The sequence below is a fragment of the Synergistota bacterium genome (assembly GCA_021159885.1).
Lineage (GTDB): Bacteria > Synergistota > GBS-1 > GBS-1 > GBS-1 > AUK310.
This window is the reverse complement of the sequence record JAGHDO010000030.1, coordinates 1-13,320: the sequence shown is the minus strand read 5'-3', so window position 1 is coordinate 13,320 and position 13,320 is coordinate 1. Positions and strand designations below refer to the sequence as shown.

Below are 13,320 nucleotides of genomic sequence, written 5' to 3'. Positions count from 1 at the left end.
TTTCCTCTCATCTTTAAAATCTACACCTCCTTGTACAAAAATAAATTATATAAATCAAAAATGGAGGTCTACACCTCCTTCGGCAGAGGCATAGACCTCCTAAATATAGCAAAAAAATGGGAAATCCTCGAGTTTAAGACAGCATTTCCTTTATATCTTCTTCGGGATCACCTATAAGTCTGATATCGTAGTTCTCCTTAAGAATCGAGAGTATATCATCGTTTACCCAAGCGGGCAAAATCGGTCCCAGATAGATGCCTTTTATGCCAAGATACAACAAGGTCCATAATATAGCCACTGCCTTCTGTTCCATCCAACTTATAACGAAGGTAAGGGGTAAATCATTAACTCCAACTCCGAAAAGATCAGCCAGAGCCTGCGCTATTTCAATCGCAACTATGGCATCATTACACTGACCGAGATCTATAAGCCTTGGAATACCATCTATCTCGCCAAGGTCAAGATCGTTTATTCTAAACTTGCCACAAGCAAGGGTTAAGACAATAGTGTCCTTTGGCAATTTTTGCACAAACTCCCTATAGTAAGAGGATTTTTTCAACGGCGTATCACACCCACCCACCAGGAAGAAACGCCTTATCTTGCCTTCCTCAACAAGATCCTTTATTTTATTTGCCAGAGAAAGAACGGTGCTTTTAGAAAATCCCGTTTTAAGCTTATAATCCCCAGGCTTTTCCTCAAGCTCAGGTAGAGAAAGCGCTTTTTCTATAACGGGAGAATAATCGTATCCATCTATGTGTTTAACCTCGGGAAGTTTCGCTATTCCCGTGGTAAAGAAACGATCTTTATATGATGGTTTAGGAAGCAGAACGCAATTTGATGTCCCCAATATAGCAGCAGGATACCTATCAAACAGCTCCTTTTGATCGAACCATGCCTTGCCAAGATTACCCGCAAGGTTTTCGTATTTTCTGAGCTCCGGATATCCATGGGCTGGGAGCATTTCAGAGTGAGTATAAACATAAATATTTTTCCCCTCAACCTGCTTTAGAAGCTCCTCAAGCGCCTTTAGGTTATGCCCTGTGACTATTATCGCGTGGCCCTTACGCGTCCCCGTTTCGACCTCCGCAGGGCGAGGCCCTCCAAAACTTTCTATATGAGCCTTTTTAAGAAGTTTCATAACTCGGAGATTCATCTCACCCGCCTTCAAAGCAAACTCAACAAAGCTTTCGGCATCGAAGTTCACATTGGTAAGAGTAGAGTAAAGCGCTTCCCCAAGGAAATAAACTATCTCCTCATCTTTATAGCCAAGCTCCCGAGCATGATAATAATAAGCTGAAATTCCCTTAAGGGCGTATATGAGATTATCTTGCAATCTCGCCACTGTGGGAACCTTTCCACAAACTCCAGATACCGTACATCCTTTACCCATAGCAGTTTGAGAACACTGATAACAAAACATTTTAAACTCCGGAATAGCCATTACTCTCCCCTCCTCTCAGATATATCTCTTGCCAATCTATCGAGCTTCTCATAGTCCTCATTCCTCAGCAGACCCTTTATAACAACGGGTTCAAGAAACTCAACCTTTAGGTTCGAAAGCAAGTTTTTGATCACCTCAAGCGCTCGCCCTCCCCAGCTATAAGAACCTATAAAGGATATATACTTAAGCTTGGGTCTTAAGACATTGGCAAGATAAGCCGCATAAACGGCGGAAGGATGGGGTCCCCCAAGAACGGTAGGAGAGGCCAAAACCAAAGTAGAGGCATCAACGAGCGCCATGGCAAGCTCACCTATATCGCTAACCGTGAGGTTAAACTGCTTGACCGTTAAGCCCTCTCTTATCAAAGCCTTAACGAAATAATCTACCATGGCTTTAGTACTGCCATGCATAGACACATATGCTAAAACGACCTCATCTTTAACTTTATCAGAAACCCAATCCTCATAAGCCTCTATAATAAAGTTAGGATCATCATACATGGGACCATGGCTTGGAGCTATGATATTCAGATCAAGCTCTTTTACCTTTTTCAAATGCCCTCTTATAAGGCTCCTAAAGGGCATCATTATCTCCGCGTAATACCGCTTGGCAGCTTCATAAACCAAGCACTTATCGCTGACGTAAAGATCACTGGTAGCAAAATGCGATCCAAAAAGATCACAGCTAAATAGTATCTTATCTTCTTCAAGATAGGTCAGCATAGTTTCAGGCCAATGAACCCACGGAGCATGAATGAAACGAAGGGTTTTATCTCCGAGCGATATAGTATCCCCGTCTTTAACCACGATAAATCTATCCTCAGAAATATGAAGCAGATCTACGAGAATACCCTTACACTTTTCCGTGCAGACTACCCTTGCTTCCGGATAAATTTCGAGAATATCAGGGATAGTGCCTGAATGATCCTGCTCAGCATGATTAGCTATCATATAATCTATTTTCTTAATTCCCAGTTCCTCAAGGTTAGTTAACAGTGAATTCCTAAACTTGGGATCAACCGCGTCTATTAACGCAGTTTTCTCGCTACCCATAACAAGATAGGAGTTATAGCTCGTTCCATCCGGCAAGGGTATTAACTCATCGAATAGTCTTCTATCCCAATCTATAGCACCAACCGAATAAACCGCGTCCCTTATCTTTCTGGGCAGGCTCAAATGAATCACTCCTCCTTCTCGAACTGGTCTTTCCCCGCTCCACAAACGGGGCAAAACCAATCATCCGGTAATTTCTCAAACGGAGTCCCAGGCTTGATTCCAGCATCCGGGTCTCCTTTTTCAGGATCATAGACATAGTTGCATATTATGCACCTATACTTAGCCAACCTTCTCACCTCCTCTTTAACATAAGAGGGAGCCACCTCTGGAATCTCACCTCTCTTTATCTCATGATAGTAGGCATAGGTCATTGGCTCCCCTTCTCTAATGAAATCAGTCTCCAGAACTCTACCTATAAATAGGGTATGACTTCCAAGGTCCATATTCTTTATCAGCTCAGCCTCGAAGAAAGCAAGAGAATTATCTAAAATTACAGGAGCGCCTGTCTTTCCTATGGTATATTTATAACCTCCTTCGGAAAACTTATCAAAATCTCTTCCTAACCTAAAGCCAAAATGTCCTATAAACCTTAAAGGCGTATCTTTGGAAAGCACGGATACGGAGAAAACCCCTGTTAGCTTGATGTATTCATGGGTCAAGTTTTTCTTATTCAAGCTAACAGCAAGAAGGAGAGGATTATTAGCAACTTGAAAAACGGTATTGGCTATTTGACCGTTAAGTTTTCCTTCCTTAACTGAGCAAACCACATACAGCCCATAGCTCAACTTATAAAATGCCTTAGAATTCATATCAGGAAAAATCACCTCTCTAAACCAAAGCTTTCAGAAAAATTATACATCAATATTCCGAATCTCTCAAATATGAAATTATTACATTTTATAATCATTACACTCCATATCCTTCAAGATCGAGCGAAACCCTTTTAAATCCCACCTTTTTAAGCTCCAAAGCTATTTCAGATAACAAACGACTATTAAGAGCCTTCTTAAGTTCCTCTTGGCCTATTTCAATCCTGCAAAATCCCGGAAGATCCACCCTAACTCGGACAACACTAAACCCAATAAGCTTAAGATATGCCTCCGCTCTCTCAATCCGTCTCAGGATAGAGGGAACTATGGGAATACCGGTACGCACCCTCGTTGCAAGACAGGTACTCGATGGTTCATTCCAGAAAAAAAGTTTAAAAAAACGGGCAAGCTCTCTAATCTCATTCTTTGTAAACTTAGCCATCTTAAGTGGAGAAATTATTTCAAGCTCCTTAAGGGCTCTTAAACCAGGTCTATCCTCACTCAGATCTGAAAAATTTGTACCATCAAGAATAATTAATCCTCTTCTCTCTGCCCAGCTGCGAGAGAGGGTATACATCGCCCTTTTACAATGGTAGCATCTTAGCTTGCCGTTTCCCCTAAGTTCCTCAATAGAGAGCAAATCAAGATCAACCTTAAAGAGCCTTATGCCCAGATCTTGAGCAATTCTAAAAGCATTTAATCTTGATTGTTCCGAAATCAAAGGGGTATCAATAAAAAGAAGGACTGGATCAGGGGAAAACATCTTAGCGCAGAAACCGAGGAAGGAGCTATCCACTCCCCCGGAGAAAGAAACCGCAACACGACCCATAGAACTAAGAATTTCCCCGAGATAAACAAATTTAATAAACTTCAAGATGCCACTGAGCGCCTTTCCCCTATGACTAACAGAAAGCTTTTCCGCGGGGGAGATTTCAGCAAAAGTTTTACCAAACGGAGGGTATAAAAAAACGGGATCATACCCGAAACCTCCGCTACCACGCGGTGAATCGAGTATGATCCCGTTAACAACTCCCTGAGATATGAATTTCTCACCCGAGGGAAGAGCCAATACCATAATGCACCTAAAACGAGCAGTTCTTTTCTCTAATGGCACGCCATTAAGTTCACGCAGAAGTCTGCTGATTCTTTCCACATCGTTTCTGCCATAGCGAGCTGAAAAAACGCCGGGTTTTCCACCCAATGCATCTACTTCGAGAGCTGAATCCTCCGCTATAACTGGATAGCCTAAAACTCTCGCATAAGTCAAAGCCTTCTTTAGAGCGTTTCCCTTAACCGTTTTAGCGTTCTCCTCAACATCAGGAACAGCGGGAAAATCTCTTAAGGATAACAGCTCTACATCCCCGGGTATTTTCCCATCAAGGAAAGCCTTTATTTCCTTATACTTACCCTGATTTGTTGTAGCTATTACTAATTTCATTCCTCTTTAGATACCGTGGAAAGATTTGGGAGGAATTCGAGCGATCGCCTTTTTGAGCTCCTCTATTGAGCTAACAACCTCAACCATATTCATACTTTTAATTCTAAGTATGTTTCCCTCGTCAATCTTCCGCCTCTTAAGGGTTATTTTATCACCAGAAGGAGATTCAGAAACCATAATATCATCAACATCCGTTGGGAGGATAACCGAAGGCACTCCTGCTTTACCAGCCTGTGCAAATAAATTGGTTATAAGCGTATCGGCTATTCCATAAGCCATCTTGGCTACGGTATTGGAAGTAGCGGGAGCTATAACAAGAAGCGAATAAACCCCCAGCGAAAACCTTCCGGAAACGGGATAACTTGCTCCTCTATCAAGGAAAATCTTGCGCTTGGAGGAGATCATATCCCATAAAGCATACATTTTGAGCACTTCTTCCCCCGCACGGGACAGAAATACGTCAATAAGATCTTCAGGAAAGGTCAGAAGAAGCTCAACGCTTTCTTTCAAGAAAGCACCCGCTCCCGTAATACCCCACGCTATTTTTTTAGTCATCGACATTTATATATCCCCACCTTAATGGCTGATCCTGAACATATCTCTTATTTAACCTAAGCGCAAGCTTAGCTTTGTAAAGCTCCCTCCCTAAGTAAAAAGCATGATCCGGGTTATCCACATTCATTTCCTCAAAGATATTTCTTATATTATCACCAACGATAAGCTTTTCCCTATTAAAAACGCAAATTTGCCCCTTATCAGTCAAAAATATCCTCCAATTTCTATCCTTTGTCTCTCTCTGCATCTCAATTAAATCGCTTAAAGAAAAGGTTTCAAAGGGTGGGTCCTTTAGAACAACAAGTGAATAATCCACATGCTTAGGAGGCAATTTCTCTCTAAAGGCAAAGTATGATATTCTCCGCGCTATATCAACTTCCTTTACGCTCCCCTTAGCCCAATTTATAACTTCTGTAGTTAAAACGTAATCTGCTCCAACTTCCTGCGCCATGCATGTTAAAGCCATATTTATACCAGGGCTATCTGCATCCGTTAGCTCAGTTAGATTACCTATTCCCATGAGCATGCTTATTCCTGGAAACATCTTTCTCGCATCGCGATACCTGACTATAGATTCAACGAACCTGACGTTAAAAGGTTCTATTACAGGGTCTATTATATACTCCCTTTCACCTGCAAGCTCTCTAAAAACATCAACGTTCTTTTTGAGAGACTCTAAGGTAAGATCGTCAAAGTCCGGAACTATTACCGGGCAGGCATTTATATCCTTAGCAAGACTCATATTTCGGCTATTAAGGCTTAATATAAAATCTACTCCCGCTTCATCAGCCATCATTATGGTCTTCTCCTCAAAGGTATCAATACTCACTAAGTATCCTTCCTTTTTCAAAGCCGAAACCACTTTACCAACATCCTCATAGACCTCACCGGGTATACAGCCAAGATCTATTATATCCCCCCCACATCTGTGATAATATTCAGCCATCCTTAATATCTCACTCAAGGAAAGCAAAGGGGCATCCACTATCTCGGCAAATATCTTTATATCATATCTATCGAGCTCCCTTTTCTCCGGTGATTTTCCAGTTAAAAAAGCCGGGATATCCTTTAGATCCTGAGGCCCCTTCACTACTTCGCACCCCCAAGTCTCGCTCAGAATCCTAACATCCACATTCCTGCACATCCCCGAAACGAGAACTTTGGAAACATCAGGAGATGGCTTATAGTGTCTGAGTATAAAATTCGTTGTCATGAAGGCTGCAACGCCTATATTAAGCGAAATAACTTCCACCCCATCTATTCCTTGAACTATTCTGCGAAGAGGCTTCTCTGCAAGCCTGCCCGTGAGTAAAATGATTTTACCCCCCATGTTAAATTAAAGCCCAACCAACTCCTTTGCGAGATCATAAGCTTCCTCATGTCCAAATATGCCATTCTTAGCCTCCATCGCTTCTTTAAGAAGTTTAAGCTCTGCCTGCAGCTTAATCACTCCTACGCTCAAAGGCCCAACAGACCTAACACCCGGAATTATTTCGTCTCCATCAGCATTCTGCTTTATCCCCTCTATGCCTTCAGGAGGAACCGCGTTTATATCCGCTACAAGCTTACACTTAGCAAGTTTCTTTAAAACGCTTTGAGGAAGAGTCCTTACCCCAGGAGGTGCAGTTGAAACCACGATGTCCGCATCTTTGCAGGCCTCATAAATCGTCTTTTCATCATCCTTTTTTAGGAACGCCACTTGAACTACCTCTTTCCCCACCTTCTCATTAACCTCTTTCGCGACCTTCTTGGCAACAGCCTCAGCTATATCTGCTATCACCACGCTTCCTCCCTCTTTCGCAAAAAGATGAACGGCTCTTGATCCCACATTGCCAGCACCGGCGAGAACGGTTATCTTAGACTTGGAAAGAGACAGGCCTAATTTTTCCCTTGCAACCTGAGCTACTTTAGCGACAAGCGCTGCAGACGTAGTGCACGCACCCGCTGGATCGAAAGCAACTGCCATTTCAAAAGGCGGAAACATCGTCTTCTTCACGACCTTAAGTATTTCCTCACACTTTGCCACATCCTTGCCCCCTATAAATATGGTGGTATCAACAATTCCCTTGGGGCCCCGTGGAAACATCGCATCCATAACAAGATCCTTCACATCCTCGAGCTCGATTCCACCACACGGAAAGACCGCATCCGCACCAGCGTCATAGAGAACGAGAGCATCAAATGGACTTGGGTACCTATCCGTGCTGAAAAAGAACACAACCTTCTTACCCACTTTCAAGCACCTCCTTCTTTATTCTTTCACCCAATTTTTCCCAGACAAGCTTATAAACAAACTTTAATGGAATACCTCTCTCCTCAGATAGCTTTTTACAATCCTCAAACTCAGGAGCCAGATTCAATAATCTACTTCCCATTCTTCCCAGTTTAACCCTTACCTTACCCATACCAACATCGATTTCCAGTGTCTCCCTTGAAAGCTTGTACCTTCTAACACGCTGAAATCTAATTCCCAGCGTCGTGGTCAGCAAGAAAATGCTTTTAAGAATCTCCCACAGTTTCTCTTCCCTCGCCAACACGGATAGGCGTATTCCAGGTCTATTCTTCTTCATGTATATTGGAACCAGAGAAACATCGAGGGCTCCTCTTTCTAACAACTCCTCAGCCGCGGATCCCAAGATCTCAGGAGAACTGTCATCGATATCGCTCTCGAGCAGGATGACCTCATCTATTTCACCCATCCAATCATCAAGCTCCCCTATAAAGAGCCTAAGAACGTTTGGTATAGGAAGATCCATGCTACCCGCTCCAAATGAAACCTTCTCAAGTCTGATCGACGGCATATCCGAAAAGCATTCTGACAAAACCTTCAATACAGCCACACCTGTAGGAGTAGCCAGTTCCCCCTTTGTGCCATCTGAATAAATCGGAATTCCCTCAAGCAATATTGATGTTGCAGGCGCAGGAATAGGAAGAAGCCCATGAGCGGTAGCAACATATCCCCTGCCAACATTAATTGGTGAGGATATCACCTTGTCTATTCCAAGGATGTAAAAGCCGAGTACGGTACCCACAACATCCACGATAGAATCTACAGCTCCAACTTCGTGAAAGTGAATTTCCTCCATAGATAAGCCATGAACCTCTGCTTCAGCCTCCGCTATGAGTTCGAAAATAAAGATAGCTTTCCTCTTCACCTCTTCAGGAAGATCTGAACCAGTAATCATCCGTTTTATATCACCGAGTTTACGATGAACATGCCCTTCCTCCTCCGAAAGAACATCTACCTTAATAGCACGTATGCCCTTTTTAAAAACGCTTTTTACCTCGAGATCAAACCTAACGCCAAGCGTTAAGAGACGCTTTTTTAGCTCTTCTGGTTTTATGCCGGCTCCTATCAAAGCCCCAAGAAGCATGTCACCACTAACACCTGAATGGCAATCTACGTACGCTATTCTCATGCAGAAATCCCTCCCTTATTCTTCAATAAATAGATCATTAGTCCTGAGGTGATTAAATCGGCGGAAGTCCCAGGATTCAGCTTCTTGCTACCCCCACGCAGATCTTCATCAAATTTTTTAATTGCCTCTTTACCTCGCTGAGTCCTAACCCCTCCTAACATCAGAATTTCAGCAGCCCTTTTACTAACCTCTTTAGCCACCTCCATACCATATTTTCGAGCTATCAGTGTATCTGGAACTTCAGCAAGCAGATTAAGGTACGCCTCAACTATAGAATCCTCCCAGCTTAAACCCTCCTCCTTAAATCTACTTATAAGCGGATAGACAAGCTCAAAAGACCTTTCATAGCCAGATACATATTCATAAGCTATGGAGTCCTTCCCGCTTGCTATAAACATCGCCTCCTTAAGAGTTATATCCGGATCTCGTCTTATATCTGCTTTATCCGACTCTCCTATTCCTCCCGGAGATACCATCCTTATAGCCTTATAAACCCAAGCCGCATCATCAACGCTTAGTGAGTCTAAGACCCTTCTTACAGAGGAACGAAGCTTTTTCCCCTCCTTCATCTGCCAGCATGCTTTGGCTAAAGGCACGAGAAGAAGAACTATACCGAGATTAACGTTCACACCAGTTTCCATATATGTAGATTTTACCACTCTATAAACGAGCTCGCCAACGCGAAGCTCATCAACATAATCGCATAAAGCACATCCAAGATTTATAGCAGCTATTAGAAAATCCTCATATCCCATCTCAGGAAACCTCCTAAAGGGATATACATTACCCGGCTTGGGTGAGCTCACCTCGAGAAGACAAGCGAGCTGAGCACATTTGGCTATAAGGAGTTTAATTTCCCTTCCACGCAATCCAGAATGGCATCTGCTATATTTTCTTTCGTCACGGATTGTAATCCCCTCCATCCAGGTATTCCGTTAACCTCCAAGACATATAAGGCACCATCTTCCGAAAAGAGTAGATCTACTCCGAGATAATCTGCCTTAAACAGCTTTCCTATCTTAAGGCAGAGCTCTGCTATATCATGTGGAACCTCCCAGGGTATGGGAATCGCACCTTGGTGGATATTAGTTTTCCAGGAAATGCCCTTTCTCATCATTGCAGATACTATCCTTCCACCTGCGAGAAAAACTCTAATGTCTTGACATCTATGAGGGATAAACTCCTGAATGTAGAAAGCATATCTTCCAAGCTCAAGGCTTCTAAAGATCCTATGCGCTAAATCTTCGCTATCCACTCTTATTATACCTAAGCCATTAGAACCAAAAAGTGGCTTTACAACAACGTCTCTTCCAAGCAGCTTAAACCAGCGCATAGCTTCAGAAAATCTCTCCACAGCGACAGTCTTTGGCGTGAGAATACCGTTTTTCGACAAAACCATAGAAGTATAAAGCTTATCAACGGTTCTTTCTATAGTGAAAGCAGAGTTTACCACGGGTTTTCCCATCATCTCAAGAGCGTAAAGAGCATCAAGCCTAAAAACGATCTGTTCGAGAGATCCAAACGGTATTACCCTGACGAGAAAAGCATCATAGTCTTGAAGAGACTTAGTATCGTTCCCAATGGAAAGATCAGGTAGAAACACTGAAAACCTTCGAGGAGAAAGAAAATCGACATCCCAGCCTCTCCTTCGCGCTGATCTACCGAGCTCCTCGCTCTGCCATCCTCTACCCGAGCTTATTATTCCCAGCTTCATAACCGAAAGATCTATTGATCAAGCTTTTACTGATGCGTCCCGCCTTAAAAGTTTTCCCTGTGATCAGAGAAACGAGATTGACCTCTGCAGGACTGAAAAGAAGGGGATCTATATCATAAAAGTTATAATTGCTTCTCTTAAATATCTCTAAAAAGGGCAATCCATAGCTACTTGAGGAACAAGATGGAACTCTTTCAGCGAACTCGGATAAATCCGCATCATCGTTCAAGAAATATGTAGTTATACCACCATATATAACTGCATCGTTCGTTCTTCCCAAAGCCTCAAGATCATCTTCACCAAGTGGTGGCAGAGGAGCAACCCCCATGCCAGAAACTATCTTTGAAATGTCATACCCCAACTCGTGAAGTTTATGAATACCCGTCTCAACAACACGGGCAACTACCTGAACTGCCCCAACAAGACTTCCCGTTGGGGCAAAAACTACACCAAGATTCTCAGGAGAAACCTTACATGAGCTCGCTATGTATTCAATAACCTCAGCTGTAGGAAACTTTCGCGTTTCAAGAAAGATAACCGCCTTTTCCTCTCTAAAATTCCATTCAAATTCTTCAATAAGAGGCTCCTCACTGCCCAGGACCCTCGCAGGCCCAGAACCCAGAGCAAAAAAATCTCCCATCGAGATGCGCCAGCCTGCATACTGCGAGGCCATACATGCATAAAGGGGCTGATCGGTCAGAACCTGGATCTGAGGAATGCCATTCTCATAAATCAATCTAACCTCCCCCAAACCCGCAAGAAGTATCTCGGAAATCAGCAAGCCAGCTTTCAGTGATCCCGTGCACTTAACTCCCGCATCGATCAATAACGCTCCCTTTTCAGAGCGATGAACCCGGATCCTTAGAACATCGCTTTCCTCCACTAAGCGTTCAAGTATTTTCCAAGCCCTACCGTTTAGCTTGAGCATATAAGCACTTCCCCCTTTCCAAGCTGAAGAAAATCTCCCATATATCTTCTAAAATACCCATTCTTTAGCTTCTCAGGAAGCTTTACCGAAAACTCCCTTTCAAAGAAAGACACATAAAGACTGATAAAAGGAGCCTTAAACTCTCCACTATAGCGGAAAGATGGTAGCAGGAAAGATGGCTCTTCAAGAAGAACTATGCTTCCTCTCTTCATCTCCGCTCCTAATCCTTTGCCCACCTTTCCCATAACGAATATGGTACCGGCTATAACTCCACACCCTGTGAAATCTCCAGCATCTTTCATAACGAAAATGGTTCCCCTTCTCATTCTCCTTCCCAGATCATCGCCGGCCGATCCATTTATGAAAACAACCCCGCCGGTTATGCCTTTCTTCTCTCCCCACGCAGAGGCACACGCAAAATTTCCGACATTTCCATCAACCCTTATAATCCCTCCCGACATTCCGCAGCCCATCCAGTCAGAAACGCTACCCCTAACAGATATTTTTCCCCCTTTCATACCCTCAGCGAGATGCATGCCTATATCTCCATGTATCTCTATTTCACCAAAAGACATGCCTTTTCCTATTCTCTTTACCTTACCCAAATCTCCCTCTATCAAGATCTTAGCATCATCGATAGAACCCTTTATATCAAAGAAGTCTCCAAGCTCATACCCATCCCTACCGTAAAAAACCGGAAGTTTAGCTATATCACTTATCGATTTTTTCTCGAAAAAAATATCTACGCTTATGCTTTCCGCCTCTAATGGTACCGATAGGTTCTCCTTAAGCGTAAGCACCAGCATTTAAGATCCCTCCCACAGCTCTCTTAAGTAAATCTTATACTGCCCCAAGTTCCCTCCGTAGTTTCCAGCACTTATCTCTATTACGCCCTTAACCTCCAAGGCTGACTCAATGGCAACTCTCATCGCTTCCTTAATTGCTTCCAGTGTCAAGCCATCGAAAACTATCTCAAGGACCGATTTCACCCCTTTCGGAAGGTCAGCAGAGGTATGTGCACGAAGCTGAGGAACGAAAGCGGTATTAGTGGACGCCTTAAGAAACTTATACTTAGAACCAACCTTACTTCCACTTCTTACAACGCCCCCAGGGAAGGGTAGAATCACGTCTTTTACCTCCCGTGAAGCGCTAACCGCCCTCTCAGCCACCTCGAGAACGCTTTCAACGCTATCACCGAGAATCAGTATATTCCCACCGCCTATAGCTTTCTTTATTCCATAGCTCTCCTCGATTAAGAATTCTCCCTCCATCACTGGTACACGCCAGTACCTTTTACCGTTAAGAAACTTGCTCATCTGAAAGCCATCGCCAAAATATCTTATGCTTTTTCCAATAGGAAGGGTTTCATCAGCCTCAAGACCATTAAAGCAAGCTGTTGTTGGACAGGTTAAAACGCATTGACCTATCCTCCTTAAAAGCTGGTCCTCAAGTGCTTTTCTCGACATCGCAAATATAAGGACGCTTACGCCATGCCTACCATCCGGAGTCTCATCCGGCGATAAGATTCTCTCTATACCTGCCTCACAACCACAGGCTATAACTGAAGTAGCAAACCCGGTAAATGACCTCGCAGACTCCAGAGCCCATTTATCGTTAATAGCGGTGATAATTACCCGAGCACCATACATCTTAAACGCTTCCGCAAAGGTATCCCTCACTTTATCCATTTGAAACACCACAGGAGATTACCTCCTCTCTTTTAAGATAAGCGTTTTCTACCTTGTAGTTGGAAAAACTTATAGAATAGAACCTGTCAAAAAGGTCTATGATCTCACCGCTTAAAGCACTATCATCTAAGCCAGTGTCTACTCTTATGATCCTACCGATAGAATCCGCCTCAACTATCTTACCATCCCTAACAACTATTTTTCCTTCCTTTAAAAGATACCTTACGCTTGATAGAGTATCAGCAACATCATCTTTCTTAGCATATAAGACTA

General features: G+C 43.2%; 14 protein-coding genes. All 14 read right to left on the bottom strand.

The genetic code is table 11. The features are described from left to right. Nucleotides 1–133: 133 nt before the first annotated feature. A complete protein-coding gene (gene hcp / locus J7M13_02830; protein MCD6362923.1) occupies nucleotides 134–1,420 on the bottom strand; it encodes a hydroxylamine reductase in 1,287 nt (428 codons plus the stop codon). 20 nt (nucleotides 1,421–1,440) lie between these two features. After that, nucleotides 1,441–2,610 carry an FprA family A-type flavoprotein gene (locus J7M13_02825; protein ID MCD6362922.1) on the bottom strand — a complete coding sequence of 390 codons (1,170 nt, stop codon included), beginning with the start codon at nucleotides 2,608–2,610 and terminating at the stop codon, nucleotides 1,441–1,443. A gap of 11 nt (nucleotides 2,611–2,621) precedes the next feature. Further along, nucleotides 2,622–3,305, bottom strand: coding sequence for a rubredoxin (locus J7M13_02820; GenBank protein ID MCD6362921.1), 684 nt, complete (start codon nucleotides 3,303–3,305; stop codon nucleotides 2,622–2,624). A 97-nt stretch (nucleotides 3,306–3,402) separates the two neighbouring features. Beyond that, nucleotides 3,403–4,743 (bottom strand): ATP-dependent sacrificial sulfur transferase LarE, encoded by a 1,341-nt coding sequence (gene larE, locus J7M13_02815; GenBank protein ID MCD6362920.1) that lies wholly within the window; start codon nucleotides 4,741–4,743, stop codon nucleotides 3,403–3,405. A gap of 6 nt (nucleotides 4,744–4,749) precedes the next feature. Continuing rightward, nucleotides 4,750–5,304, bottom strand: coding sequence for a flavoprotein (locus tag J7M13_02810; protein ID MCD6362919.1), 555 nt, complete (start codon nucleotides 5,302–5,304; stop codon nucleotides 4,750–4,752). After that, complete coding sequence (locus tag J7M13_02805) at nucleotides 5,291–6,628, bottom strand: PTS mannitol transporter subunit IIABC (GenBank protein ID MCD6362918.1); 1,338 nt, start codon at nucleotides 6,626–6,628, stop codon at nucleotides 5,291–5,293. Before J7M13_02805 ends, J7M13_02810 begins: the two co-directional genes overlap by 14 nt. Before the next feature lie 6 nt (nucleotides 6,629–6,634). After that, nucleotides 6,635–7,531, bottom strand: coding sequence for a saccharopine dehydrogenase NADP-binding domain-containing protein (locus J7M13_02800; protein ID MCD6362917.1), 897 nt, complete (start codon nucleotides 7,529–7,531; stop codon nucleotides 6,635–6,637). Further along, on the bottom strand, nucleotides 7,524–8,717 hold the full coding sequence (gene larC / locus J7M13_02795) for a nickel pincer cofactor biosynthesis protein LarC (protein ID MCD6362916.1): 1,194 nt from the start codon (nucleotides 8,715–8,717) through the stop codon (nucleotides 7,524–7,526). The genes J7M13_02800 and larC overlap by 8 nt, the downstream gene beginning before the upstream one ends. Next, nucleotides 8,714–9,586 (bottom strand): triphosphoribosyl-dephospho-CoA synthase, encoded by an 873-nt coding sequence (locus J7M13_02790; protein ID MCD6362915.1) that lies wholly within the window; start codon nucleotides 9,584–9,586, stop codon nucleotides 8,714–8,716. The genes larC and J7M13_02790 overlap by 4 nt, the downstream gene beginning before the upstream one ends. After that, nucleotides 9,556–10,431, bottom strand: coding sequence for a RimK family alpha-L-glutamate ligase (locus J7M13_02785; GenBank protein ID MCD6362914.1), 876 nt, complete (start codon nucleotides 10,429–10,431; stop codon nucleotides 9,556–9,558). The genes J7M13_02790 and J7M13_02785 overlap by 31 nt, the downstream gene beginning before the upstream one ends. Beyond that, nucleotides 10,403–11,359, bottom strand: coding sequence for a methenyltetrahydromethanopterin cyclohydrolase (locus J7M13_02780; GenBank protein MCD6362913.1), 957 nt, complete (start codon nucleotides 11,357–11,359; stop codon nucleotides 10,403–10,405). Before J7M13_02780 ends, J7M13_02785 begins: the two co-directional genes overlap by 29 nt. Then, on the bottom strand, nucleotides 11,347–12,165 hold the full coding sequence (locus J7M13_02775) for a formylmethanofuran dehydrogenase subunit C (protein MCD6362912.1): 819 nt from the start codon (nucleotides 12,163–12,165) through the stop codon (nucleotides 11,347–11,349). Before J7M13_02775 ends, J7M13_02780 begins: the two co-directional genes overlap by 13 nt. Beyond that, nucleotides 12,166–13,047, bottom strand: coding sequence for a formylmethanofuran--tetrahydromethanopterin N-formyltransferase (gene fhcD, locus J7M13_02770; protein MCD6362911.1), 882 nt, complete (start codon nucleotides 13,045–13,047; stop codon nucleotides 12,166–12,168). Then, a partial coding sequence (locus tag J7M13_02765; GenBank protein ID MCD6362910.1) for a hypothetical protein occupies nucleotides 13,040–13,320 on the bottom strand: 281 nt, incomplete at its 5' end. The genes fhcD and J7M13_02765, both read right to left, overlap by 8 nt.